A 26,683-nucleotide genomic window follows, 5' to 3' on the forward strand; every position below is an offset into this window, starting at 1 on the left:
GTTGTCTTCAGAACAAAAATTAACATTTGAAGAGGCTATGGAGAAATTAGAAGTGATTGTAGAAAAGCTGGAAGAAGGGGACGTCCCTCTTGAAGAGGCCATCAATATTTATAAGCAAGGTATGGAGCTATCTAAGCTTTGTCATGATAAGCTGAAAAGTGTAGAATCACAGCTCACTCAAATTTTGACAGAGGATGGCCGAAAAGAAAATTTCGTCATCTCCGAGGAGGAGTAATTTTGCAGCAGTCATCCTTTTCTTTATTTGCAAAAAATCAAAAAATCTTGTTAGAAAATATGTTTAAGGAAAGTGTCAGCAAACTGAATGCACCTTCCGTTATAAAAGAATCGATGCTTTATTCATTAGAAGCCGGAGGGAAGCGAATAAGACCGCTTCTGTTATTCGCTACTCTCGAAGCATTTGGAGAAGACACACGAAAAGGTCTTCAAACTGCTGCAGCAATAGAAATGATTCATACGTACTCGCTCATTCATGATGATCTTCCGAGCATGGATAATGATGATTTAAGGCGGGGAAAGCCAACAAATCACAAGGTGTTTGGTGATGCTTTTGCGATTTTGGCAGGTGATGCCTTATTAACATACAGCTTCCAATTAATTACTGAAACCCCTTCAGAATTTACGGATGCAGAAACGAAGCTTAATCTCATTAGAGAAATGTCAATAGCAGCTGGAGCTGAAGGAATGGTCGGCGGACAAGTTGCTGATATAAGCGGAGAGGACAAGGCCTTAAACTTAAATGAATTAGAGTATATTCATGTTCACAAAACGGGTAAACTGTTGCAATACAGTGTAGTGGCAGGTGCTATTCTTGCAGGGGCAGACAAGGAAACATTGAAAACACTTGCTGAGTTTGCTTACCATCTTGGAATCGCCTTTCAAATACGTGACGACATCCTTGATCTAGAAGGAACGGAAGAAGTAATTGGAAAGCCTGTTGGCAGTGATGCTTCTAAACATAAGAGTACCTATCCATCATTGCTTACATTGGATGGCGCAAAAGAAGCTCTGCACCATCATATCCAGCAAGCAAAGTCCAAGCTTTCAGTTACAGGTCTGAATACAAAGCTGCTTGAGGAAATTACTGAACTAATAGAAACGCGAAATCATTAAACACTATATGATAAAGCATTAGGCAATATCTCTAATTGGCAAATTACTACACTACCTTGAGGATTTCATTCATACTGTTATAATAAACCATATATAAGGTTAAGTTTTATGAACATCTAAGAGATATGTGCATGATAAAGAAATGAAAGCGAGTGATCCTCTGTATGGATCTAATGAAAATTAAAGACCCTTCTTTTTTAAAAGGGTTATCAAATAAAGAACTAGAGGCAGTAAGTCAAGATATACGCCAATTTCTAATTGAAAAGTTGTCTTATACCGGGGGCCATATTGGACCTAATTTAGGCGTTGTCGAATTAACGATTGCTTTGCATAAATGCTTTGACAGCCCGAAGGACAAAATTATTTGGGATGTAGGCCATCAATCATATGTTCATAAAATCCTAACTGGCCGTGCCGATCAATTCGATACATTGAGGCAATATAAGGGCTTATGCGGATTTCCAAAAATGGCTGAGAGTGAACATGATGTATGGGAAACTGGGCATAGTTCAACCTCATTATCTGCTGCAATGGGAATGGCGATTGCCAGGGATTTGAAAAAAGAAAAATCCTTCGTAATACCTGTTATTGGTGATGGTGCCTTAACGGGCGGAATGGCTTTAGAGGCATTAAACCATATTGGCCATGAAAAAAAGAATATGATTGTCATTTTAAATGATAATGAAATGTCCATTGCTCCAAATGTAGGGGCACTGCACAATGTTCTTGGAAGACTTCGTACAGCTGGAAAATACCAGTGGGCAAAGGATGAACTCGAACTTCTCCTGAAAAAAATCCCTGCAGTAGGAGGCAAGCTTGCTTCAACAGCTGAAAGATTAAAGGATAGCCTTAAATATCTTTTTGTATCAGGGATGTTTTTTGAGGAGATGGGCTTCACCTATCTTGGACCAGTAGATGGTCATAATTTTGAAAGCTTATTTGAAAATTTAAGCTATGCTAAGAAAACTGAGGGACCCGTCCTGTTGCATGTTATTACAAAAAAAGGAAAGGGTTATTCCCCTGCTGAACGTGATACAACTGGAACATGGCATGGTACAGGACCATACAAAATTGAAACAGGGGATTTTGTGAAACCGGTTAATACGCCGCCAGCATGGAGCTCGCTTGTAAGTGAAACGGTTCGAAAATTAGCAAGAGAAGATGACCGGATTGTTGCCATTACTCCAGCTATGCCGGTAGGCTCTAGATTAGAAGGGTTTGCAAGTGAATTCCCTGAACGGATGTATGATGTTGGAATTGCAGAACAGCATGCTGCAACTGTCGCTGCTGGCTTAGCAACACAGAAAATGAAGCCGTTTCTTGCTATTTATTCAACATTTCTTCAACGTGCCTATGATCAGGTTGTGCATGATATTTGCCGGCAGAATTTAAATGTCTTTATTGGAATTGACCGTGCTGGCTTAGTTGGTGCTGATGGTGAAACACATCAAGGTGTTTTTGATATTGCCTTTTTGAGACATGTGCCAAATCTTGTATTGATGATGCCTAAAGATGAAAATGAAGGCCAGCATATGGTTTATACTGCTGTAAACTATGATGATGGCCCGATAGCTTTGAGATTTCCACGCGGAAATGGATTGGGTGTACCAATGGATACAAGCTTTCACAAAATTCCGATTGGGACTTGGGAAGTGCTTAAGAATGGTACAGATGCTGCCATTCTCACATTCGGTACAACGATTCCAATGGCATTAAAAGCGGCTGCTATTCTAGAGAAACAAGGCCAATCTATAAAGGTAATCAATGCAAGATTTATTAAACCTTTAGATGAAAAAATGCTTCTCGAATTATTTAAAGATCATATGCCGATTTTAACGATTGAAGAGGCAGTTCTTCAAGGCGGTTTTGGGAGTACGGTACTTGAATTTGCCCATGAAAACGGCTTTCATCATATAGAAATTGACCGGATGGGTATTCCAGACCGTTTCATCGAGCATGGCAGCGTTGATAAGCTATTAGAAGAAATCGGAATGACTACGGGTGATGTAGTCGATCGAATAAATAATCTTGCAAGAAAGAAACAGAAAAGGGCTTAAGGAATGAAAGCAAAGAAGGAACGGTTAGATATTTTATTAGTTGAAAGAGGCTTAGCTGAGACGAGGGAGAAGGCAAAACGAACGATAATGGCTGGAATTGTATTTAGTAATGAAACTCGTCTCGACAAGCCGGGAGAAAAGGTTAGCAGCGATATTCCGCTAAGAGTAAAGGGAAAAGTCATGCCGTATGTTAGCAGAGGCGGGCTAAAGCTTGAAAAAGCATTAAAAATATTTGATCTTGAAGTGAAGGACAAAATTCTTCTTGATATCGGTGCATCAACTGGCGGATTTACTGATTGTGCTTTACAAAATGGGGCGAAAATGTCTTATGCCCTTGATGTCGGATACAATCAGCTCGCTTGGAAGTTAAGACAGGATGAACGTGTTGTTGTTATGGAGCGAACTAATTTCCGTTATGTAACACCAGCCGATCTTCAAGAAGGAATGCCAACCTTCGCTTCCATTGATGTTTCATTTATCTCTTTAAAGCTTATCCTTCCTGTATTAAAGACCTTATTAGTTTCAGGCAGTGATGTAGTGGCGCTCGTTAAGCCTCAGTTTGAGGCAGGACGCGAACAGGTTGGAAAAAAAGGGATTGTACGTGATGCCAAGGTCCATGTACAGGTTTTAGAATCAATGATTTCCTTTGCCCTAAATCTGGGATTCGATGTGAAAAATCTATCGTTTTCTCCTATAACTGGCGGTGATGGGAATATTGAATTCCTGCTGCACCTTTATTGGACAGGTCAGAAGGAAATCGGTGAAAATATTTTAAATTTTGAAGCTCAGGCAGTAGTGAATGAAGCCCATACAGAACTTAAGACAAAGCAAAATGAAGAGGATTAGGCTGCTGCTTATTCCTCTTCATTTTATTTATGTATGTCTAAACGACTAATAATATCATGAAAAACAAAGAAAAATTGTACTTTATAGGGAAAATCAGCTAACATATAATTAGATTTTATTCTTTTATTTACAACTATTTTGAAGTTTGTTATAAAATTTAGGCGCATAGCGTTTTTCATAATTGGGGTGAGTATATGACAAAGGGTCAACGTCATATTAAAATTCGGGAGATTATTGCAAATAATGATATTGAGACACAGGATGATCTTGTAGATGAGTTAAAAAATGCCGGATACAATGTAACACAAGCAACAGTATCACGAGATATTAAAGAACTTCATCTTGTAAAAGTTCCTCTGCAAGATGGCAGATATAAATATAGCCTTCCTGCTGATCAGCGATTCAATCCTTTACAAAAATTAAGACGTAACCTAATGGATGCATTTGTGCGGATAGATTCAGCAGGAAACCTGCTCGTAATGAAAACCCTGCCTGGAAATGCGATGGCGATAGGGGCGCTTATTGATAATTTGGATTGGGAAGAGATAATGGGGACTATTTGCGGCGATGATACGTGCTTAATTATTTGCAGAACACCTGAGCAAACTGAAGCTATCACAAATCGTTTTCTAGAAATGCTGTAATGGGGATGATTTCATTTGTTAACTGAATTATCAATTAGAAACTTTGCTATTATTGAAGCCCTTTCGATCTCATTTGACAAGGGCTTAACTGTATTAAGCGGAGAAACAGGTGCTGGTAAGTCAATTATCATTGATGCGATACACTTACTCGTTGGAGGAAGAGGATCAGCTGAATTTGTAAGGCATGGAGAGGAAAAGGCAGAAATAGAAGGTCTTTTTCAGTTTGAAGATCCCAATCATCCTATTTGCAAAAAGGCTTATGAATTTGGCATTGAGCTTGAAGATGGAATGATTGTACTTAGAAGAGATATTTCGAAATCAGGAAAAAGTGTATGCAGAATCAATGGCAAGCTTGTCACAATTTCGATTTTAAGGGAAATTGGAAGTACATTGATTGATATTCATGGGCAGCATGAGCATCAGGAATTGATGGACGAAATAAAGCATATCAGTCTTCTTGACCAATTTGGCGGCAGGAAGATAAGCTCTGCACTTTTAGAATACCAGCAAGTTTATCATAAGTATGAGCAAAAATTAAAATCATTAAAAACATTAAGTGAAAATGATCAGCAGATGGCCCATCGGCTAGATTTAATACAGTTTCAATATGATGAAATTCTTAAAGCGAATTTAAAGCTAAATGAAGATGAAGAGCTTTTCGAAGAGCGCAAAAAGCTTAGTAACTTCGAACGGATTTATGATTCCTTACAGGCAGGATATGCTGGTCTTCAAGGGGAACAAAGAGGACTCGATTGGATTGGTCTTGTTATGGGGCATGTTGAAGATGCTGCGGAAGTTGATCCTGCCTATAAGGAACTTGCTGAATCTGTGTCGAATAGCTTTTATCAGCTTGAGGATGTCATGAGAAGTCTTCGGAATGAGCTTGATTTTCTGGAATACGACCCTAGAAGACTTGCCGAAATCGAAGACCGGCTTAATGAGATTCAACAATTAAAACGAAAGTACGGGAAGACAATTGTTGAAATTCTTGAATATGCCTCAAAAATTGAAGAAGAAATAGAAACATTGCAAAATAAAGAAACACATATCGGAAAGTTAGAAAAAGAAATTTCCTCATTGCGAAAGGATCTTACAGTTGAAGCAGAAGAATTATCAAATTTAAGGAAAAACACGGCTAAAACTTTAATAAAATTAATACATAAAGAATTAAAAGAGCTTTATATGGACAAGACTGTATTTGAAGTGAAATTTGAAGCAGATATGGAGAACTTCACAAAAAATGGATTTGATAAAGTTGAATTTTACTTATCGACTAATCCAGGGGAACCATCAAAACCCCTCTCCAAAATTGCATCAGGTGGAGAATTATCTAGAATTATGCTTGCGCTAAAAAGTATTTTTTCAAAGCATCAAGGGGTTACTTCTATTATTTTCGATGAAGTGGATACGGGAGTGAGTGGCAGGGTTGCACAAGCGATTGCAGAAAAGATTCACCATGTTGCCATTAATTCGCAAGTGTTGTGCATCTCCCATTTACCGCAAGTAGCTGCAATGGCAGATACTCATTTGTATATCGCAAAAAATATTAAAGATGGCCGGACGAAAACAACGGTTAAAGCTTTAAATGAAGCAGAAAAAATTAAAGAAATTGGCCGGATGATATCAGGAGTCGAAATTACCGATTTAACGAAAGAGCATGCTAAAGAGCTTCTTCAGCTTGCAAACAAAATTAAGGTGTAGAAAAAAAATACATGAAAAGCTATCCAAAGCAGGATAGCTTTTTTTATCGCCATATCAGTTATAAATGCGCGCTTTACAGGCAAAATTATAGATGTAGCCATTTGACGTTGTGGATTAGAAGCGAGGAGAGTGAAAGTTTTGATAACAGAAGTTTTAAGAAAAATAATTGGTGGAATTCTCCTTGTTTCATTAATTGCAATTGGATTTTCCAAACCCATTCAAAAATATTTAGAAATTCCAACTTCAATCACTCTTTTTGAGGGCCAGCATATTGATCTGGCTAAAGCAGAAATGGTAACGGCAACTATGTCTACAGATTCAAGTATTGCACTTAAACAGGACAATCATTCAGTTTCCCTAAAAGCAAAAAAACGCGGGGAAAATGAAATGTTTTTAGAATTAGCAGGTTTTCCGATTAAAAAGGTCGATGTAAATGTACTAAAGGATTTTAAAGTGATTCCAGGTGGACAGTCTATCGGTGTCAAACTAAATACCGTTGGTGTCTTAGTAGTGGGACACCATCAAATAAATACAGTAAACGGAAAATCCTCTCCTGGAGAAATAGCAGGAATCAAAGTGGGAGACATCATCACTAAAATAAACGGCAAAAATATTGAAAAAATGTCTGATGTTGCCCCTTTTGTCCAGCAAGCAGGGAAATCCGGTAAGCCCCTTACGATAGGTGTGAATAGAGAAAATAATCATTTTACAACTGAATTAACCCCCTTAAAAGAAAAAGGAGAGGGTTCCTTTAAGCTTGGATTATATATTCGCGACTCAGCTGCTGGAATCGGAACAATGACGTTTTATCATCCAGAATCTAGGAAATATGGAGCTTTAGGCCATGTTATTTCCGATATGGATACGAAAAAACCAATTGTTGTTGATGATGGTCAAATTGTTCGCTCCACAGTCACCTCTATTGAGAAAGGGAGCAATGGCAATCCTGGAGAAAAACTAGCTCGTTTTTCAGAGGATAAAGAAGTAATCGGAAATATTGTCAGAAATAGTCCTTTTGGAATCTTTGGGGAACTTAATCAGGACATAAAGAATGGCATCTTGGATAAGCCGATGCCGATTGCATTATCTCATCAAGTAAAGGAAGGTCCGGCAAAAATATTAACAGTTGTTGAAAATGATGAGGTAAATTTATTTGATATTGAAATTGTCAGCACGATTCCGCAAAAATTCCCTGCGACAAAAGGAATGGTTATAAAAGTAACGGATCCAAAGCTTTTAGCAAAAACGGGAGGAATTGTTCAAGGAATGAGCGGAAGTCCCATCATCCAAAATGATAAAGTGATTGGGGCAGTAACACATGTTTTTGTAAATGATCCGACGAGCGGATATGGTGTTCATATTGAGTGGATGCTAAATGAAGCAGAAATTGATATATATGAGAAACAAAAAGAAAAAGCATCATAATCTAAAGACGGGGATCCCCCGTCTCTTTTTTAGCCTAAAAAAGCATTTAATCGAAAATAATTACATATGCTATAATAGATATAAAGATTTTTCGACAAAACTTTGTTGAAATTCTAATCAATTATCGAAAACGGTCGAATAATAAAGAAAACAAAAGAAAACTAATGATTTTCACCTATTTTTGAGAATTTTTAAAAAAACTAAAGGATTTTCAGTTGCATTGTCGAATTTCTCATTTAGAATAAGAATAGATAATAAAGAGACCATTATGGATCGAGGAGGAAAGAATACGTGAAGAAAATTAAGGTTTGTGTTGTCGATGACAATAGAGAGCTTGTCGGACTTTTAGAAGAATATATATCAACTCAAGAAGATATGGAAGTTGTGGGTGTCGGTCATAATGGACAGGAATGCCTGGACATTTTAGAGCATGAAGATCCTGATGTTCTTATTTTAGATATTATTATGCCTCATTTAGATGGTTTAGCGGTTCTTGGAAAGATGCGAGAAATGAAAAAGGCTAACTTGCCAAATGTGATTATGCTTACTGCTTTCGGACAGGAGGACGTGACAAAGAAAGCAGTAGATTTAGGGGCTTCCTATTTTATTCTGAAGCCATTTGATATGGAGAATCTGGCTAGCCATATACGTCAAGTAAGTGGAAAAGCAAATCCAGTCATTAGAAAGCCTTCATCGACAGCTTATCGATCAACAATTGAAGCAAAACCGAAAAATCTTGATGCGAGCATTACGAGTATTATTCATGAAATAGGTGTGCCGGCACATATTAAAGGTTATATGTATCTTCGTGAAGCGATTTCCATGGTCTATAATGATATTGAGCTTCTCGGTTCAATAACAAAGGTTCTTTACCCAGATATTGCGAAAAAATACAATACGACAGCAAGCCGAGTTGAACGGGCTATACGTCATGCCATTGAAGTAGCATGGAGCAGGGGGAATATAGATTCAATTTCTTCCCTATTTGGTTACACTGTTTCTATGTCTAAAGCAAAGCCAACCAATTCAGAGTTCATTGCGATGGTAGCAGATAAATTAAGGCTGGAGCATAAGGCTTCCTGAAAGAGTTAGGAATTTTAGTAAATTGAAAAAGCGTTCTCTTTCTGGAGAGCGCTTTTCTAATGGGGAGTAATGATCATGACATTAATTTTTGCTCATAGAGGATATTCCGCCTTGTATCCTGAAAACACGATGAAGGCATTTAGGGAAGCAGAAAAAGCAGGTGCAGACGGGATCGAACTGGATGTTCAGCTAACGAGGGACGGCGAAATAGTTGTTATCCATGATGAAAAAGTAGATCGGACAACAAATGGAAAAGGCTATGTAAAAGATTATACATATAGAGATTTAAGAAAACTTGACGCAAGCAGTCAGAAAAAAAGGCTTTTTTCGCAAATGGAGCCAATTCCGTCTTTAATTGAAGTTTTAGAATGGATGAAGACAAATCACATCATTTGTAATATTGAACTGAAAAATGGGGTTTTTCCATATGAAGGGATGGAAGAAAAGGTCATTAGCCTTATTCGTGCATATGATTTAGCAGATCGTGTCATCCTTTCATCATTCAATCACTACAGCATTGTTTATTGCTACCACCTAGCCCCGGAGATAGAAACAGCACCATTGTTTTCTGAAGGCCTCTATATGCCTTGGATTTATGCAGAATCCATTGGTTCCAAAAGTATCCATCCTAAACATACAATCGCCAAATCAGAGCTTATAAAGGCATCAGAAGAGTATGGCATTGCGGTTAGGCCTTATACTGTTAATAAGGAAAAAGAAATGCACCGATTATTTTCTGTTGACTGTTCAGCTTTTATTACGGATGATCCTGTTCTAGCAAAGATTATTAGAAAAATGTATGAATAAAAAAGAGGACGACTTTGAGTCATCCTCTTTCATTTTTCCTTTGGAAACGCGGCTGTACCTTATTTTTCTTTCGATCGCGGTGAAGAATAAATCCGGCAATAAAGCCAAGTCCGACTAGGAAGAAAAGCAGCCCTGATAGAAGTTGCACCCATAAATATGGAAAAGGATTTTGTAAAATTCCAAAAACCATGTCTCTCATTAATTTTATTCCATAGGCAGCGAAAAGGCCTGGTATGAGCATAATTATTAAAGCGATTAATCTAACCATCTGAAAAATCCCTTCGTTTCATAAATACTACATAATACACCGTTCATAAAAATAATAAATCAATAGGGAAATTTGTCAAGCTATTCAGCCTTAAGATACCTTTATACAAATAAGTGCGACCGTTTTTATTTGGCTTGGCTGACTTTCTAGGATAAAATAAACTTGTATGAAATAACTTGCAATAAAAAGGCTGGAATTAATGAAATAAATTTCAATCTAGAGGGTGGTCGCATACGATGCAAACCGTAATGATTGTAGGTGCGGGAAAAGGCGGATCAGCAATCTTAAAAATTATGAAAGAAACGGCGATGTTAAAAGTAATAGCTGTTGTAGACCACAATATTCATGCACCTGGACTCATAATTGCGAAAGAAGAAGGAATACCCACTGGCACTGACTGGCGGAAGTTTATTTTGCAGGATATTGATATAATCGTTGAAGTGACAGGCAATAAAGATGTGTTTATTGGACTAAGAGAAGCGAAAAGAAAAGATTCAGTTCTTATACCAGGCAGTGTTGCTGCCTTGATTGCAAATCTAATTGAGGAAAAAGAAGATTTAATAACAAGTATAGAAAACGAAAAGTATAAGCATGATCTCATTTTCAATTCTACTGGTGATGGCATGATTGTCATTAATAAACATTGTGAAATTATTTTTTTTAATAAAAGTGCCGAAAGAATGACAGGAACAAATAGGAAGGAAGCCATCGGAAAGCATATTCTTGAGGTGATTTCTAACAGTGAATTACCAAGAGTATTAGAAACAAGACGTACATATGCTAATCAAGAGTTAGTCCTAAATAATGGTGTGAAAATTATTACGACAAGAATCCCGATGGTTGGGGAGAATAATGAGCTTATAGGCGCCTTTGCGGTGTTCAAGGATATTACCGAAGTGATGAACCTTGCCGAGGAAATCACAAATTTAAAAGAAATCCAAACGATGCTTCAGGCTATTATTCATTCAAGTGACGAAGCCATTTCTGTTGTAGATGAAAATGGCCGAGGATTATTAATAAATCCAGCCTATTCTAGAATCACTGGTCTCAGAGAGGATGAGGTTATTGGGAAACCGGCAACCGCAGATATTTCTGAGGGTGAGAGTGTACATATGAAGGTCCTTCAAACACGAAGAGCAGTTAGAGGGGTTGCGATGCGAGTCGGACCTAATAAGAAAGAGGTTATCGTTAATGTAGCTCCTGTCATAGTCGATGGGAAATTAAAAGGCAGTGTTGGTGTCATTCATGATGTCTCAGAAATCAAAACATTAAATAGAGAATTAAATCATGCACGGCAAATCATTCGAAATCTTGAAGCGAAATATTCATTTGATGATATTATTGGCAAATCTGAAGAGATGACCATTGCGATTGAGCAGGCTCGGCTTGGGGCAAAAACTCCTGCAACTGTATTATTAAGAGGGGAATCTGGCACAGGGAAAGAATTGTTTGCTCACGCTATTCATAATGGAAGTGATCGTAAATACAATAAATTCATTCGGGTTAATTGTGCAGCTCTTTCTGAAACTTTATTAGAAAGTGAGCTATTCGGATATGAAGAAGGCGCATTTTCAGGAGCGAAAAGGGGAGGAAAGAGAGGTCTTTTTGAAGAGGCCAACAATGGCAGTATTTTCTTAGATGAAATCGGTGAGTTATCAGCGAATACACAGGCTAAACTACTAAGGGTTTTACAGGAAAAAGAGATTACTCGTGTAGGTGGAACAAAGCCTATACAAATCAATGTTAGAGTGATTGCTGCGACAAATGTAAATTTAGAAAAAGGAATTGCAAATGGAACTTTTAGGGAAGACTTATATTATCGTTTGAATCGAATGCCCATTCATATACCGCCGCTGAGAAAAAGAAAGGAAGATATTCCGTTGCTTTGTAATCGTTTGATCCAGAAAATCAATCAGGAATATGGACGGAATGTAGAAAAAATAACTCAATCGGCATTGCATAAATTAATGTTGTATGATTGGCCTGGAAATGTAAGAGAGCTAGATAATATTCTCGGAAGAGCTATTATTTTCATGAGTTATAATGAAAATGTTTTGGATGAAGCTCATGTCCCGGAATTAATAAAAATAAACGAAAAAACCCAAAACGAAATTGAACGAGATGAAACAATTCCAAATCTCACATTAAATCAGCTGCTCGAACAGTATGAGAAAGAGCTAATATTGCAAACCTTAAAAAAATCTGCCGGAAACAAAACCATTACCGCTAAATCCCTCGGTTTATCAGTAAGAAATTTATACTATAAGCTTGAGAAGTATGGGATTGCAAATAATAGCGTGCAATAAATTTCATGATGTGCAATTTTTTTCATACTTAATAAACCGTAAATAAAGCGTTTTCATAATGATTTCGTTTGGCACAATTCTTGCAGAATAATAAAATGGCTGTTGCAGTCATTGTGTTAATTGCAATTTGAACTAGCTAGTCTAGGTCAAATTGCAATAAACAAGCATTATTCGCTTTGGAGTAAAGGGGTTGAGAACTAGATGGATTTGGATTCGCTTATAGAGAGAGCAACCCAATTTCAAATGAAAACAGTAGCCGTTGCTGCAGCAGAGGATCATGAAGTGATCGAGGCAGTTTCTGAAGCAGTTAAACGAAATTTAGCAAATTTTTTATTGTACGGTGATAAGGAACAAATTTTAAAAATCGTCAATAAGCATGAAAACCTTGCCTCAAGTAAAAATATCCAAATCATTCATACGTTATCAAATGGATTAGCAGCAGAAAATGCTGTAAAGGCTGTAAAATTAAATGAAGCGGATGTTTTAATGAAGGGAAATGTGCCAACTGCAACTATTTTAAAAGCCGTCTTGAATAAAGAGTATGGTTTAAGGACTGGAAGTGTCTTATCTCACGTAGCTGTATTTGAAGTTCCAAGCTATGACAAATTTATTATAATTACCGATGCTGCCATGAATATATCCCCCGATTTAGATCAGAAGGCACAGATTCTTAAAAATGCGATCGGAATAGCGCGGAGCATTGGGATTAACAAACCGCTTGTTGCACCGATTGCAGCAGTGGAAGTGATAAATCCGGCTATGCAGGCTACTCTTGATGCAGCAGCCTTAACCTTAATGAACAAGCGAGGGCAGCTGACAGATTGTATTGTTGATGGACCATTAGCTTTAGATAATGCCATTTCTATATCTGCTGCCGAACATAAAGGAATAAAGAGCGATGTAGCTGGAAGAGCGGATATATTATTAGTTCCAACGATTGAGGTTGGGAATGCACTTTATAAATCATTGATTTATTTCGCCAAAGCAAAGGTTGGTGCTGTTATAGCAGGTGCAAAGGCGCCAATTGTCTTAACATCCAGGGCAGATACAGCCGAAAGCAAGCTTTATTCCTTAGCATTGGCTATATGCTCGGCCAATTAAATATAAATCTCAAACTAGAACTTAACGAATGTTTATCGTACTTACAAAAAAGCAAACTATCTTAGGAGGAATTTCAAATGGAAATTTTCAAATATCTAGAAAAATATGATTACGAGCAAGTAGTATTCTGCCAGGACAAAACATCAGGCTTAAAGGCCATTATCGCGATCCATGATACAACATTAGGACCAGCTTTAGGCGGAACGCGTATGTGGACATATGCATCAGAAGAAGCTGCTATTGAAGATGCATTGCGTCTTGCAAAAGGAATGACTTATAAAAATGCTGCGGCTGGACTTAACCTTGGTGGAGGAAAAACTGTCATCATCGGTGATCCTAAGAAGGATAAAAACGAAGAAATGTTCCGTGCCTTTGGCCGTTATATCCAAGGGTTAAATGGCCGCTATATCACTGCTGAAGATGTCGGTACGACTGTAGCAGATATGGATCTTATTCATGAAGAAACTGATTATGTAACTGGAATTTCACCTGCATTTGGTTCATCAGGCAACCCTTCACCTGTAACAGCTTATGGGGTTTACGTTGGAATGAAGGCTGCGGCGAAAGAAGCGTTCGGAACAGATTCATTAGAAGGAAAAGTAATCGCAGTACAAGGTGTTGGAAATGTTGCGTACAGCCTATGCAAGCATCTTCATGAAGAAGGTGCTCAATTAATCGTAACAGATATAAATAAAGAAGCTGTTCAGCGTGCAGTGAATGACTTCGGTGCAAAGGCAGTTGACCCAAATGAAATTTATGGAGTCGAATGTGATATTTATGCGCCTTGTGCACTTGGTGCAACAGTGAATGATGAAACCATTCCACAATTAAAAGCAAAGGTCATTGCTGGCTCTGCAAATAATCAATTAAAAGAAGAGCGTCATGGAGATATCCTTCATGAAATGGGAATTGTTTACGCTCCAGACTATGTTATTAATGCTGGCGGAGTCATTAACGTTGCAGATGAATTATACGGCTACAATGCAGAGCGGGCATTGAAAAAGGTTGAAGGACTTTACCAAAGCATTGAAAAGGTTATTGAAATTTCAAAACGAGATCAAATTCCTACCTATAAAGCTGCTGACCGTATGGTAGAAGAAAGAATTGAAAGAATGCGCAATTCTAGGAGCCAATTCCTGCAAAATGGCCACCATATTTTAAGCCGTCGTAAATAGGTGCGTTAAAATATTTAATAATAGACTGAAGAATAGCGGATTATACTTTGCTCACCGGATTAAAATTTAGTTCGGTGAGCATAATCGCTTTTCACACGGAGGTTTCAAAGTGCAAGAACAAGAACATCGAATTCTCGTTATCAATCCTGGATCCACCTCTACGAAAATCGGAGTTTTCGATAATGACTTATCTATCTTGGAAAAAACAATACGCCATGATACAGATGAAATAAATGCTTTCGAAAATATTATTGACCAGTACGAATTCCGCAAAAATGTAATCCTCGAGACATTGGATAAAGAAGGATTTAATATTTCTAAGCTTAATGCAGTTTGCGGAAGAGGAGGCTTATTAAGACCAATTGAGGGTGGAACCTATTCCGTCAATGAGGCTATGCTAAAGGATTTGAGAGAAGGCTATGCAGGTCAGCATGCTTCTAATCTTGGAGGCATAATCGCTTATGAAATTGCTGCCGCATTAAATATTCCTTCCTATATTGTTGACCCGGTAGTCGTTGATGAATTAGCTCCAATTGCACGTATTTCCGGTTTTTCATTAATTGAAAGAAAAAGTATTTTTCATGCATTGAACCAAAAAGCTGTCGCGAGAAGAGCAGCGAAAGAAATCGGGAAAAAATATGAAGAACTAAATTTAATCGTTACTCATATGGGCGGAGGAATTACAGTCGGTGCTCATCAAAAAGGAAAAGTAATCGATGTCAACAATGGTTTACATGGGGAAGGACCATTTAGTCCTGAACGTGCAGGAACTGTTCCAGTTGGGGATTTAGTTTCTCTATGTTATTCCGGTTCCTATTATCGTGAAGAGATAATGAAAAAAATAGTCGGTCATGGTGGACTTGTTGGTTATTTAGGTACAAATGACGCGGTTAAAGTTGAACAAATGATTAAAAACGGGGATGAAAACGCAAAGCTCATATATTCCGCAATGGCCTATCAAGTAGCGAAAGAAATCGGTGCAGCCAGCACGGTGTTAAGCGGAAAGGTCGATGCCATTGTTATAACCGGCGGTATTGCGTTCGGAAAAGATTTTGTGAAAGAAATAAGTGATCGAATTAATTGGATTGCAGATGTTATCGTCCATCCTGGAGAAAACGAGCTGCAGGCTTTAGCAGAAGGTGCGCTTCGTATACTTCGTGGAGAGGAAGCAGAAAAGGAATATCCAGGAATGCAAACAAGAGCTGCAGTTCATTAGAATATGGTTGAATAGCAAATGCACATTTTGTTCTAAGTGCTAGCCCTATTCAAATAGGAGGAATAAACGTGGCAGAAGAATATGATTTAGTCATTTTAGGCGGGGGCACCGGCGGTTATGTTGCAGCGATCCGTGCTTCCCAATTAGGTTTAAAAACAGCTCTAGTTGAAAAAGGAAAACTTGGCGGAACATGCTTGCATAAAGGATGCATACCAAGTAAAGCACTGCTTAGAAGTGCAGAGGTGTACGCAACAACGAAGCGAAGTGAAGAGTTCGGTATTTCCGCAAGTAATATTGAAGTCAATTTCAGTAAAGTCCAAGAAAGAAAAAATAAAATTGTTGACCAGCTTCATAAAGGGGTTCAGCATTTGATGAAGCAAGGCAAAATTGACATTTATGAAGGAACTGGCCGTATTTTAGGTCCATCGATTTTTTCTCCTATGCCGGGAACCATTTCAGTTGAAATGAATAATGGGGACGAGAACGCCATGCTTATTCCTAAAAATGTAATTGTGGCAACAGGCTCCCGTCCAAGAACTTTACCAGGTCTTGAAATTGGCGGAAATGTCATGACTTCTGATGAAGCACTTATGATGGAAGAGATTCCAAGCTCAATCATCATTGTTGGAGGTGGAGTAATCGGAATCGAATGGGCATCCATGCTCTCTGATTTCGGGGCAGAAGTTACGGTTGTCGAATATGCGGACAGAATCATTCCTACAGAAGATAAAGAAGTATCAAGAGAAATGCAGAGATTAATGAAGAAAAAAGGTGTAAAAATCGTTACAGGTGCAAAAGTGCTTCCTGAAACTCTCAAACAAGCTGAAAGCAATGTTGCCATTTCAGCTGAAGTGAAAGGTGAGCAAAGGGAATTTACTGCTGAAAAGCTACTCGTTTCCGTTGGCCGCCAAGCAAATATTGAAGGAATTGGGCTTGAAAATACAGATATTCAAGTAGAGAAGGGCTTTATTGCAACGAATGAATTTTTCCAAACGAAAGAATCCCATATTTATGCAATTGGTGATGTGATTGGCGGACTTCAGCTTGCACATGTTGCTTCACATGAAGGAATTGTAGCCGTTGAGCATATAGCTAACGAAAATCCTCAACCGATAAATTACAGCCTTGTTTCTAAATGCATCTACAGCTCACCAGAAGCAGCAAGTGTCGGTTATACAGAAGAAGAAGCCAAAGAAATGGGCTTTAAGGTAAAAACAGGAAAGTTCTCCTTCCGGGCAATAGGGAAAGCATTAGTTTTTGGTGAAGCTGATGGGTTCGTAAAAATTATTGCAGATGAGGATACAAATGATATATTAGGTGTTCATATGATTGGGCCGCATGTAACGGATATGATTTCTGAAGCAGGTCTAGCTCGTGTCCTAGATGCTACCCCTTGGGAAGTAGCACATACGATCCACCCTCATCCAACATTATCAGAAGCAATCGGCGAGGCTGCTCTCGCAGTCGATGGAAAGGCCATTCACGGCTAAGCTGAATTATTATTTTTCATAAAGCAAACAAGGGCTTTTCAGCTCTTGATCCATACTTATTTAGGAGGTATTGAAATGGTTGAAAACCGTCATAAAGAGTTAGGTTTAAGTGATGAAACGGTATTAAATATGTATGAAACCATGCTTTTAGCCCGTCGCATTGATGAGCGGATGTGGCTATTAAACCGTGCTGGTAAAATTCCCTTCGTAATTTCATGCCAAGGTCAAGAAGCAGCACAGGTTGGAGCAGCTTTTGCACTTGATAAGGAAAAGGATTATGTTCTTCCATACTACCGGGATATGGGTGTTGTTCTTACATTCGGGATGACTCCAACAGATTTAATGCTTTCCGCTTTTGCAAAAGCGGAAGATCCAAACTCAGGCGGGCGACAAATGCCTGGACACTTTGGCCAAAAGAAAAATCGTATTGTTACGGGTTCTTCGCCTGTTACTACTCAAGTTCCTCATGCTGTAGGTGTCGCATTGGCAGGAAGAATGGAAGGAAAAGATTTAGTAACATTCGTGACATTTGGTGAAGGGTCCTCAAACCAGGGAGACTTCCATGAAGGTGCTAACTTTGCGGGAGTGCATAAGCTTCCAGTAATTTTCATGTGTGAAAATAATAAATATGCGATATCAGTTCCAATTGAAAAGCAATTAGCTTGCGAAAATGTATCTGATCGTGCGATTGGATATGGTATGCCTGGAGTTACGGTTGATGGCAATGATCCGCTTGCCGTATATAAAGCTGTTAAGGAAGCAGCTGACAGAGGAAGAAGAGGAGAAGGGCCAACCCTTGTCGAGACAGTTTCTTATCGTTTAACACCACACTCTTCTGATGATGATGACCGCAGCTATCGTTCACCTGATGAAGTGGCCAAAGCGAAGGAAAAGGATTCAATCATAACCTTTGGTGCTTATCTGAAGGAATTAGGAATTATGAATGATGCCAAAGAGAAAGAAATAAATGATCGTGTTATGGGTCAAGTTAATGAAGCGACTGATTATGCAGAAAATGCACCGTATGCAGAACCGGACCATGCACTGAAATATGTTTATGCTGAATAGTAGGGGGGAACTATAATGGCTGTAATTTCTTATATTGATGCTGTTACAATGGCAATCCGTGAAGAAATGGAGAGAGATCCGAAGGTTTTTGTTTTAGGGGAAGACGTAGGCAAAAAAGGCGGCGTATTTAAAGCAACTCAAGGCTTATATGACCAATTTGGAGAGGATCGTGTCATTGATACACCGCTTGCCGAATCTGCTATTGCCGGAGTTGGAATTGGAGCGGCTATGTACGGAATGCGTCCGATAGCAGAAATGCAATTCGCTGACTTTATTATGCCCGCTGTCAACCAAATTATTTCTGAGGCGGCAAGAATTCGTTACCGCTCCAATAATGATTGGAGCTGTCCTATCGTTATTCGTGCACCTTATGGCGGAGGCGTTCATGGCGCTTTATATCATTCACAATCTGTTGAAGCCATATTTGCCAACCAGCCCGGCCTAAAAATAGTCATGCCTTCTACACCTTATGATGTGAAGGGATTATTAAAAGCAGCAATCCGTGATGAAGATCCCGTTCTTTTCTTTGAACATAAACGTGCATACCGTTTAATTAAAGGAGAAGTTCCAGATGATGATTATGTGCTGCCAATTGGGAAAGCTGACGTAAAGCGTGAAGGTGAAGATATTACTGTCATTACTTACGGATTATGTGTTCATTTCGCTCTTCAGGCAGCAGAAAGATTAGCAAAAGACGGCATCTCTGCGCACATTCTAGATTTAAGAACCGTCTATCCGCTCGATAAAGAAGCGATTATTGAAGCAGCTTCAAAAACAGGTAAAGTTTTATTATTAACAGAGGATAACAAAGAAGGAAGCATCATGAGTGAAGTTTCAGCTATTATCGCTGAAAATTGCCTCTTTGAGCTTGATGCACCGATTAAGCGTCTTGCTGGCCCTGATGTTCCTGCTATGCCATATGCTCCAACGATGGAAAAATTCTTCATGGTCAATCCAGATAAAGTTGAAAAAGCAATGAGAGAACTAGCTGAATTTTAATAGGAAAGCGCATGCGTCCAGTTTAGACGCAGATGCTAAAAATTATAGAATACAGCTAAAGTTCTGAAGCTAGAAGGAGGGCAAATTCATTGGCAATTGAACAAATTAAGATGCCTCAATTAGGTGAAAGTGTTACTGAAGGCACAATAAGTAAATGGTTAGTTTCTGTTGGAGATAAAGTAAATAAATATGACCCGCTTGCAGAAGTAATGACTGATAAAGTAAATGCAGAAGTTCCATCTTCTTTTACCGGAACAATTAAAGAATTAATTGCAGAAGAAGGTGTTGCCTATGCAGTAGGTGATGTGATTCTGACTATTGAAACAGAAGGCGGCGGTACTGCTGATGCTCCAGTTACCCCACAAGCTAAAGCTGCAGCACCTGCTGATAAGGCCGGCAACATTCCGGCTGCATCGGCTGTACCTGCTCCTTCGGCAGCTGAGGGGAACAAAGCTCGCTACTCACCTGCTGTATTAAAGCTCTCTCAAGAGCATGGCATTGATTTAAGCCTTGTAACAGGTACAGGTGCTGGCGGCCGGATTACTCGCAAAGACTTAACGAAGATTATTGAGTCAGGTAATATTCCACAAGCTAGTCAGCCTGCACAAACAGAAACTGCATCACAGCAACCAGTTGCTTCGCAAGCTGCGACACAAACTGCAGTAACTGAAAAACAAACTGCACCGGCTCCGAATGTCCCGGTTCTACCAGGGGATATAGAAATCCCTGTATCTGGTGTACGTAAGGCAATCGCAGCTAATATGCTTCGCAGCAAGCATGAAGCTCCACATGCATGGACAATGATTGAAGTCGATGTAACAAATTTAGTCGAATATCGTAATTCAATTAAGAATGAATTTAAGAAAAAAGAAGGCTTTAACCTGACATTCTTTGCTTTCTTTGTGAAAGCTGTTGCGCAAGCCTTGAAAGAATATCCACAAATTAATTCCATGTGGGCTGGCGACAAAATCATCCAAAAGAAAGATATTAATCTTTCTATCGCCGTTGCTACAGAAGATGCATTGTTTGTACCTGTTATTAAACATGCAGATGAGAAAACAATCAAAGGCATTGCACGTGAAATTAATGAGCTTGCAGCAAAGGTTAGGGCTGGAAAACTGACTTCAGCAGAAATGTCTGGAGGAACGTTTACCGTTAACAATACAGGTTCATTTGGTTCTATTCAGTCTAATGGAATTATTAATTATCCACAGGCAGCTATTCTACAGGTTGAATCCATTGTTAAACGCCCGGTTGTAATGAACAACGGAATGATCGCCGTTCGTGATATGGTTAACCTTTGTATGTCACTAGACCATCGTGTATTAGATGGACTTGTTTGCGGACGCTTCCTGCAGCGTGTGAAAGAAATTCTTGAAAATACATCAAAAGAAAATACATCCGTCTATTAATAAGCGGTAATGATTTTTAGGGGCTGCCAAGTAAGTTGGTGGCCCCTTTTTAAGACGAGTGGCAATGGAATACCTTATTGATAGGGGCAGACCCTAATTGCTTGTTTATTTTATGTGTAATAAAATATATATAAGCATACGGAGGGAGGGGAAGCTGTCGTTAAGACAGTGATGATGACAATAAAAAAGATGATGAATGAATCATTTGATACGTTTTCCCTTAGTGATTGGGAGCAAAAAGCCGAGGAAGCCTTAAAAGGGAAACCTGTAAATTCCTTAAACACAAATACGTATGAAAATATTATATTAAAGCCTCTCTATACAAAAGAGGATTTTGATAACGAAAAAGCCTCTCAACTTCCTGGTCAGCCTGACTACAGAAGGGGTTTCAATTCGCTTGGCTATCTTTCACAGGGATGGAAGGTTGCACAGAAAATAGTAGTGCAAGAGGGAGAAAGCATTAGGGAAGCCCTTCTTACATCTTTAGAAAAAGGCCAATCCGCCATTGCGATTAATGCCGATAATGTTACCATTGAAGAATTTATGAGTTTAATAGAGGGCTTGTATTCTAAATTTCCTTTTTCAATTGAAATAAATGAAAAACAAATAGAATTTCTCGCAGAATTGTCGAAATTGTCTAATTGTGAAAGGGTATCAGGCTATATCGCTATGGATCCTTTAGCGGTAACGGCTTTAAATGGCACAGCAGATAAAAAAGCTTCATACGACAAATTTGCTAATATAATTCAATCAACAAATAGCAGCATGCCAAATCTTCGGACTATCCTTGTTAATTCAAGTGTCTACAATCATGCAGGCGCCAATGCTATTCAAGAACTTGCTTTGGCATTATCAACAGGGGTCCACCATGTACAGGAGCTGCATAACCAAGGACTAAAGCTTGATACAATCTTCAGTAATATGGTTTTTAAATTTTCCATTGGTGCAAACTTTTTCATGGAAATAGCAAAGCTTCGTGCTGCAAGACTTCTTTGGAATAAGGTAATGGAAGCATACGGGCTTAATTCTCAAGATCACAGCTTGGTCATTACTGCCGAAACGGCCGCCTTTACGAAAACCGTTTTTGACCCATATGTAAATATTCTAAGAGCAGGGAATGAAGCATTTGCAGCAGTCCTTGGAGGAATTCAATATCTTCATGTTAGTCCATTTAATGAACCAGAAGGAAGGTCAACACCTTTTTCTGAACGAATTGCACGCAATACTCAATTAATCTTAAAACATGAAGCTCATTTAGAAAAAGTGATCGATCCAGCTGGGGGCTCCTGGTATATTGAAAGTTTAACAGAAGAGCTTGCCGAAAAAGCTTGGGCATTATTTCAGGAAATAGAAGATCAAGATGGAATTGAGAAATGTTTGGCGTCTGGCTGGGTAAAAGCTCAAATTGCTGAAGTCCTGGCTAAAAGAAGCGAAGATATTTTCACAAGAAAGAAAAGTGTAATTGGAACGAATGTTTACGCAAACCTAAGTGACTCTCCGCTACAGTTAAATGAAAGCGCTAACGCCAATCAAGGGGGCATTCCTCAAGTCCGACTATCAGAGCCATTTGAACAACTGCGCAAACTGGCGGAAAGAATAGGGAAAGCAGGGAACAAGCCGGCAGCTGGATTAATTTGTTTAGGGGAGTTAAAGGCCCACAAAGCAAGAAAGGATTTTATAATTGGTTTCCTTGCCCCAGGCGGGGTTTACGCATACGAAAGTTCGAATATAGTTGAGTCAGAACAAGCTGTGCAATTCGTGATAAAGTCTAATCTAAAACACTATGTTATTTGCGGAACGGACAAACAGTATGACGAATCGGGAATTGAAATTATTAGCTTAATAAAAGAAAAGCGGCCCGATGTGAAGCTTTATCTTGCCGGACTTCCGGCTGCAGATAAACAGGAGCAATATAGGCTAGCAGGGGTCGATCAATTTATTCACCTTCGCAGTAATTGTTTTGAAATCCTATCTTCTCTGTTAAGCGAAATGGAGGTGGCAAGCAATGAATAAAAAGCCAGATTTTAAAAGCATTCCTCTTTTTGACGGGCAGAAGCCATCTAAGGAAGAGTGGATTAAGAAAGCAGAAGCGGAAAATAACGCTTCGATTGATGATCTTCTTTTTGAAACGAATGAACAGATAGCTATAAAACCTCTGTATACAGAGGATGATCTTAAAGGCTTGCAGCATATGGATGGTGCACCTGGTTTGCCTCCATATACCCGTGGGCCTTATCCGACCATGTATGTAAACCGTCCATGGACAGTCCGTCAATATGCTGGATTTTCAACAGCTGAGGAAAGTAATGCTTTTTACCGAAGAAACCTGGCAATGGGGCAAAAGGGGCTATCAGTTGCTTTCGACCTTGCTACACATCGAGGCTATGATTCTGATCATCCGAGAGTTGTTGGAGATGTTGGAAAAGCTGGAGTAGCGATAGATTCTATCCTAGATATGAAAACGCTTTTCGAAGGAATCCCTTTAGATCAAATGTCTGTATCCATGACAATGAATGGTGCAGTTCTTCCGATCATGGCTTTCTATATTGTAACGGCAGAAGAGCAAGGTGTCAGCCAGAACAAATTATCAGGCACAATTCAAAATGATATATTAAAAGAATATATGGTAAGAAATACGTATATTTATCCTCCGGAAATGTCAATGAAAATTATTGCTGATATTTTCCAATATACGTCTAAATATATGCCAAAGTTTAATAGCATCAGTATTTCCGGCTATCATATGCAGGAGGCAGGAGCACCGGCAGATATTGAGCTAGCCTATACACTTGCTGATGGCCTGGAGTATGTTAGAACGGGATTAAAGGCTGGAATAGATGTCGATTCTTTTGCTCCAAGACTATCGTTTTTCTGGGCAATCGGCATGAATTACTTTATGGAAGTCGCCAAAATGCGTGCAGCCCGGTTTATTTGGGCAAAGATGATGAAAACCTTTGAGCCGAAAAACGCAAAATCGATGGCGCTTAGAACTCACTCTCAGACTTCGGGCTGGAGTTTAACCGAGCAGGATCCATTTAATAACGTAACGAGAACATTAATTGAAGCACATGCTGCGGCAATGGGGCACACACAGTCACTTCATACAAATGCTTTAGATGAAGCCATTGCATTACCAACCGATTTTTCTGCACGGATTGCAAGAAATACACAGCTTTATCTGCAGGAGGAAACGGGGATAACAAATGTAATTGATCCATGGGCAGGTTCCTATTATGTTGAAGCCCTAACAGATGAACTAATCAAACGGGCTTGGGAGCATATTGAAGAAATTGAAAATCTCGGCGGAATGGCAAAGGCTATTGAAACAGGACTGCCAAAAATGAAAATTGAAGAGGCGGCTGCACGCAGGCAAGCACAGATTGACTCTGGGAAAGAAACGATTATCGGTGTAAATAAATACCGGCTTGAACAAGAAGAGCCCATTGAGATTTTGGATATTGACAATACCGCAGTCCGCTTAAAGCAAATCGAAAAACTAGAATATTTAAAGTCTGCTCGTGATGAGGAGAAGGTCATTCAGGCACTTGAATCGATAACGCAGGCTGCTGAAACAGGGAATGGCAATTTGCTGGAGCTAGCTGTTCAAGCGGCAAGAGCTCGGGCAACACTTGGTGAAATTTCCTATGCGATCGAAAAGGTGGCTAACCGTCATAAAGCGATCATTCGATCAATTAGCGGTGTTTATAGTTCTGCATTTTCTAATGAAGAAGAAATTGCAGAAGTGAAGACGATGACGGACGACTTCCTGGAAAATGAGGGAAGAAGACCACGAATTCTCATAGCCAAAATGGGACAGGACGGACATGATCGTGGAGCAAAAGTCATTGCAACAGCATTTGCGGATTTAGGCTTTGATGTAGATATTGGCCCATTATTCCAGACACCTGATGAAACAGCAAAACAGGCAGTTGAAAATGATGTTCATGTTATCGGCATTAGTTCATTGGCTGCAGGCCATAAAACACTACTTCCTCAGTTGATTGATGAGCTTAAAAAGCTTGGCAGGGAAGATATTCTAGTCGTCATTGGCGGGGTTATTCCAGCTCAAGACTATCAATACTTATATGAACAAGGTGCAGCAGCTATATTTGGACCCGGTACAGTTATTCCTGTGGCAGCGCAAAAAGTCATTCGTGAGATTTATAGCCGGCTAGGGTACGAGGAAGTAGCAAATGGATAAGGAGAAAAAACCTGAATGGTTTGATGGCGCAAACCCTGACAGCTTTACAAGTGTAGTAAAGAAGGGGGTAGAATTGCCGCAGGAGGGCTATGGATTTACAAAGAATACTAGATTTAAAAAGAAGAATAAGCTTGAACTTAATAATGATGAATTAGCCGCTGGCATTCTTGAAGGAAGCCGCTCCATACTTGCACGTGCCATAACTTTAATTGAAAGTAATGCGGAGCACCATTTTCGTAAAGCTCAGGAGCTTTTGCAACAGCTCCTCCCGTATTCGGGGAGAGCTCTTCGAATTGGGATAACCGGTGTTCCAGGGGCAGGAAAAAGTACCTTTATTGAAGCTTTCGGATCTTATTTATGTGATTTAGGCTTGAAGGTGGCGGTTCTTGCCATCGATCCGAGCTCAAAAATCAGCGGAGGAAGCATTCTTGGTGATAAAACAAGAATGGAGCACCTCTCTCGGAATCCAAGAGCCTATATTCGCCCTTCCCCATCTGCCGGCAAGCTCGGGGGTGTTCACAGAAAAACGAGAGAAACGATGCTGATTTGTGAGGCGGCTGGCTTTGATGTCATCCTTATTGAAACGGTTGGTGTTGGACAAAGCGAAGTGATTGTCAGAGATATGGTCGACTTTTTTATGCTTTTGACATTAACTGGGGCAGGGGATGAGCTTCAGGGGATGAAAAAAGGAATTATGGAGCTGGCAGATGCAGTTGTCGTTAATAAAGCAGATGGACATAATAAAAAGCTCGCATTAAAAACAAAATCTGAATATAGCCGAATCCTCCATTTTCTGCAGCCCGCAACAAAAGGATGGGAAACAAAAGCGTTTACTTGTTCGGCCAAATACAATGAAGGAATGGAGGAAATCTGGGATTCAATTAAAACCTTTGAACGGCATACGAAAGAATCAGGAGTTTTTGCTGAACGCAGAAGAGTGCAGACAAAGGAATGGATTTATTCTATGATCATAGATCAGCTGCAATTCAGCTTTTTCTATCATCAGGATGTCAAGCAGCTGCTGCCAAAGATGGAAAACGAAGTCATTGCTGGGAATCGCACTGTCACTTCGGCAGTGGGAGAATTATTTGAGGCATACATGAAAAATTTGTAAATGGAAGCTGTCCATCATGCAGTTGCATTGAAAAGTATGTTTAATTATTGGTATGATGTAAGTATGGCATACTTTTGAAATAAGGAGGAACAATTTATATGAATATGGATTTTAATTTATTTATGACGGATGTCGTTAATCAAGCACGTAAAGAAATCGTGGCTGCTGGCTATGAAGAGCTAAAAACACCAGACGAGGTGGGAGAAGCTCTGAAAAAATCAGGAACTACTCTAGTAATGGTTAATTCTGTTTGCGGCTGTGCCGGTGGAATTGCACGACCTGCAGCAGCACACTCCGTTCACTATGATAAGCGCCCTGATCATTTAGTTTCAGTATTTGCCGGACAGGATAAAGAGGCCACTTCGGCTGCACGAGAGTATTTTACAGGATATCCGCCATCATCACCTTCTTTCGCATTACTAAAAGATGGAAAACTAGTTACAATGATTGAACGTCATGAAATCGAAGGACACGAACCAATGGCTGTCGTTCAAAAACTGCAAAATGCTTTTGAACAATATTGTGAAGACCTGTAAAAGTCCCTTTTTAGGGGCTTTTTCTTTTGTTTGTTCATATTATTAAAATCCAATATTTTTTATATTTATGCAACGAAATATTAATAGGCTGCTATTTATTTTT

The 26,683-nt window shown here is 39.2% G+C and carries 22 protein-coding genes; 21 read left to right on the top strand and 1 reads right to left on the bottom strand.

Annotation, left to right across the window (positions count from 1 at the left end; translation table 11 throughout):
• The first annotated feature begins 1 nt into the window (after position 1).
• From V7164_RS12880 to V7164_RS12920, 9 genes are all read left to right on the top strand, one after another.
• Positions 2–235: an exodeoxyribonuclease VII small subunit gene (locus V7164_RS12880; protein WP_066293716.1), complete on the top strand. Its 234-nt coding sequence runs from the start codon at positions 2–4 to the stop codon at positions 233–235.
• A gap of 2 nt (positions 236–237) precedes the next feature.
• Positions 238–1,131 carry a polyprenyl synthetase family protein gene (locus V7164_RS12885; RefSeq protein WP_438824078.1) on the top strand — a complete coding sequence of 298 codons (894 nt, stop codon included), beginning with the start codon at positions 238–240 and terminating at the stop codon, positions 1,129–1,131.
• Between the two features lie 164 nt (positions 1,132–1,295).
• Entirely contained in the window at positions 1,296–3,188 is a 1,893-nt protein-coding gene (gene dxs, locus V7164_RS12890) for a 1-deoxy-D-xylulose-5-phosphate synthase (RefSeq protein ID WP_335354277.1), read from the top strand.
• A 3-nt stretch (positions 3,189–3,191) separates the two neighbouring features.
• Entirely contained in the window at positions 3,192–4,034 is an 843-nt protein-coding gene (locus V7164_RS12895) for a TlyA family RNA methyltransferase (protein ID WP_335344119.1), read from the top strand.
• A 194-nt stretch (positions 4,035–4,228) separates the two neighbouring features.
• A complete protein-coding gene (gene ahrC, locus V7164_RS12900; RefSeq protein WP_335344120.1) occupies positions 4,229–4,678 on the top strand; it encodes a transcriptional regulator AhrC/ArgR in 450 nt (149 codons plus the stop codon).
• Positions 4,679–4,693: 15 nt separating this feature from the next.
• Positions 4,694–6,379, top strand: coding sequence for a DNA repair protein RecN (recN, locus tag V7164_RS12905; protein WP_335344121.1), 1,686 nt, complete (start codon positions 4,694–4,696; stop codon positions 6,377–6,379).
• A gap of 138 nt (positions 6,380–6,517) precedes the next feature.
• A complete protein-coding gene (spoIVB, locus tag V7164_RS12910) occupies positions 6,518–7,804 on the top strand; it encodes a SpoIVB peptidase (protein WP_335344122.1) in 1,287 nt (428 codons plus the stop codon).
• Positions 7,805–8,095: 291 nt separating this feature from the next.
• The gene (gene spo0A / locus V7164_RS12915) at positions 8,096–8,887 is read left to right on the top strand and encodes a sporulation transcription factor Spo0A (RefSeq protein ID WP_335354278.1); all 792 of its coding nucleotides are present in this window, start codon (positions 8,096–8,098) and stop codon (positions 8,885–8,887) included.
• 75 nt (positions 8,888–8,962) lie between these two features.
• A complete protein-coding gene (locus V7164_RS12920; RefSeq protein WP_335344124.1) occupies positions 8,963–9,694 on the top strand; it encodes a glycerophosphodiester phosphodiesterase in 732 nt (243 codons plus the stop codon).
• A gap of 19 nt (positions 9,695–9,713) precedes the next feature.
• Here V7164_RS12920 and V7164_RS12925 read toward each other — a convergent pair whose 3' ends face one another.
• On the bottom strand, positions 9,714–9,962 hold the full coding sequence (locus tag V7164_RS12925; protein ID WP_335354279.1) for a DUF2627 domain-containing protein: 249 nt from the start codon (positions 9,960–9,962) through the stop codon (positions 9,714–9,716).
• 236 nt (positions 9,963–10,198) lie between these two features.
• Between V7164_RS12925 and V7164_RS12930 the strand changes: the two genes are divergently transcribed.
• The 12 genes from V7164_RS12930 to V7164_RS12985 all read left to right on the top strand — a co-directional run bounded on the left by V7164_RS12930 (position 10,199) and on the right by V7164_RS12985 (position 26,580).
• A complete protein-coding gene (locus V7164_RS12930; protein ID WP_335344126.1) occupies positions 10,199–12,268 on the top strand; it encodes a sigma 54-interacting transcriptional regulator in 2,070 nt (689 codons plus the stop codon).
• A 201-nt stretch (positions 12,269–12,469) separates the two neighbouring features.
• The gene (yqiS, locus tag V7164_RS12935; RefSeq protein WP_335344127.1) at positions 12,470–13,369 is read left to right on the top strand and encodes a phosphate butyryltransferase; all 900 of its coding nucleotides are present in this window, start codon (positions 12,470–12,472) and stop codon (positions 13,367–13,369) included.
• Positions 13,370–13,446: 77 nt separating this feature from the next.
• The gene (gene bcd / locus V7164_RS12940; RefSeq protein ID WP_335344128.1) at positions 13,447–14,544 is read left to right on the top strand and encodes a branched-chain amino acid dehydrogenase; all 1,098 of its coding nucleotides are present in this window, start codon (positions 13,447–13,449) and stop codon (positions 14,542–14,544) included.
• 109 nt (positions 14,545–14,653) lie between these two features.
• Positions 14,654–15,760, top strand: coding sequence for a butyrate kinase (gene buk, locus V7164_RS12945; protein WP_335344129.1), 1,107 nt, complete (start codon positions 14,654–14,656; stop codon positions 15,758–15,760).
• Positions 15,761–15,828: 68 nt separating this feature from the next.
• Entirely contained in the window at positions 15,829–17,250 is a 1,422-nt protein-coding gene (lpdA, locus tag V7164_RS12950; protein WP_335344130.1) for a dihydrolipoyl dehydrogenase, read from the top strand.
• Between the two features lie 75 nt (positions 17,251–17,325).
• Positions 17,326–18,318 carry a thiamine pyrophosphate-dependent dehydrogenase E1 component subunit alpha gene (locus V7164_RS12955; protein ID WP_335344131.1) on the top strand — a complete coding sequence of 331 codons (993 nt, stop codon included), beginning with the start codon at positions 17,326–17,328 and terminating at the stop codon, positions 18,316–18,318.
• 15 nt (positions 18,319–18,333) lie between these two features.
• Positions 18,334–19,317 carry an alpha-ketoacid dehydrogenase subunit beta gene (locus tag V7164_RS12960; RefSeq protein WP_335344132.1) on the top strand — a complete coding sequence of 328 codons (984 nt, stop codon included), beginning with the start codon at positions 18,334–18,336 and terminating at the stop codon, positions 19,315–19,317.
• 89 nt (positions 19,318–19,406) lie between these two features.
• The gene (locus V7164_RS12965; protein ID WP_335354280.1) at positions 19,407–20,729 is read left to right on the top strand and encodes a dihydrolipoamide acetyltransferase family protein; all 1,323 of its coding nucleotides are present in this window, start codon (positions 19,407–19,409) and stop codon (positions 20,727–20,729) included.
• 171 nt (positions 20,730–20,900) lie between these two features.
• On the top strand, positions 20,901–22,742 hold the full coding sequence (locus V7164_RS12970) for a methylmalonyl-CoA mutase family protein (protein ID WP_335354281.1): 1,842 nt from the start codon (positions 20,901–20,903) through the stop codon (positions 22,740–22,742).
• The gene (gene scpA, locus V7164_RS12975; RefSeq protein WP_335344134.1) at positions 22,735–24,930 is read left to right on the top strand and encodes a methylmalonyl-CoA mutase; all 2,196 of its coding nucleotides are present in this window, start codon (positions 22,735–22,737) and stop codon (positions 24,928–24,930) included. The genes V7164_RS12970 and scpA overlap by 8 nt, the downstream gene beginning before the upstream one ends.
• Positions 24,923–26,044, top strand: coding sequence for a methylmalonyl Co-A mutase-associated GTPase MeaB (meaB, locus tag V7164_RS12980; protein WP_335344135.1), 1,122 nt, complete (start codon positions 24,923–24,925; stop codon positions 26,042–26,044). The genes scpA and meaB overlap by 8 nt, the downstream gene beginning before the upstream one ends.
• Positions 26,045–26,142: 98 nt before the next feature.
• Positions 26,143–26,580 carry a BrxA/BrxB family bacilliredoxin gene (locus V7164_RS12985; protein ID WP_335344136.1) on the top strand — a complete coding sequence of 146 codons (438 nt, stop codon included), beginning with the start codon at positions 26,143–26,145 and terminating at the stop codon, positions 26,578–26,580.
• Positions 26,581–26,683 lie beyond the last annotated feature (103 nt).

The organism is Bacillus sp. JJ1474 (assembly GCF_036965225.1).
GTDB lineage: Bacteria > Bacillota > Bacilli > Bacillales > Cytobacillaceae > Cytobacillus.

What these genes read in the sequence shown, in the direction of transcription:
- dxs (WP_335354277.1), top strand. Translation starts at nt 1,296, where the DNA reads ATGGATCTAATGAAAATTAAAGACCCTTCTTTTTTAAAAGGGTTATCA.
- V7164_RS12895 (WP_335344119.1), top strand. Translation starts at nt 3,192, where the DNA reads ATGAAAGCAAAGAAGGAACGGTTAGATATTTTATTAGTTGAAAGAGGC.
- ahrC (WP_335344120.1), top strand. Translation starts at nt 4,229, where the DNA reads ATGACAAAGGGTCAACGTCATATTAAAATTCGGGAGATTATTGCAAAT.
- V7164_RS12920 (WP_335344124.1), top strand. Translation starts at nt 8,963, where the DNA reads ATGACATTAATTTTTGCTCATAGAGGATATTCCGCCTTGTATCCTGAA.
- V7164_RS12925 (WP_335354279.1), bottom strand. Translation starts at nt 9,962, where the DNA reads ATGGTTAGATTAATCGCTTTAATAATTATGCTCATACCAGGCCTTTTC.
- V7164_RS12930 (WP_335344126.1), top strand. Translation starts at nt 10,199, where the DNA reads ATGCAAACCGTAATGATTGTAGGTGCGGGAAAAGGCGGATCAGCAATC.
- yqiS (WP_335344127.1), top strand. Translation starts at nt 12,470, where the DNA reads ATGGATTTGGATTCGCTTATAGAGAGAGCAACCCAATTTCAAATGAAA.
- bcd (WP_335344128.1), top strand. Translation starts at nt 13,447, where the DNA reads ATGGAAATTTTCAAATATCTAGAAAAATATGATTACGAGCAAGTAGTA.
- V7164_RS12955 (WP_335344131.1), top strand. Translation starts at nt 17,326, where the DNA reads ATGGTTGAAAACCGTCATAAAGAGTTAGGTTTAAGTGATGAAACGGTA.
- V7164_RS12960 (WP_335344132.1), top strand. Translation starts at nt 18,334, where the DNA reads ATGGCTGTAATTTCTTATATTGATGCTGTTACAATGGCAATCCGTGAA.
- V7164_RS12970 (WP_335354281.1), top strand. Translation starts at nt 20,901, where the DNA reads ATGATGACAATAAAAAAGATGATGAATGAATCATTTGATACGTTTTCC.
- scpA (WP_335344134.1), top strand. Translation starts at nt 22,735, where the DNA reads ATGAATAAAAAGCCAGATTTTAAAAGCATTCCTCTTTTTGACGGGCAG.
- meaB (WP_335344135.1), top strand. Translation starts at nt 24,923, where the DNA reads ATGGATAAGGAGAAAAAACCTGAATGGTTTGATGGCGCAAACCCTGAC.
- V7164_RS12985 (WP_335344136.1), top strand. Translation starts at nt 26,143, where the DNA reads ATGAATATGGATTTTAATTTATTTATGACGGATGTCGTTAATCAAGCA.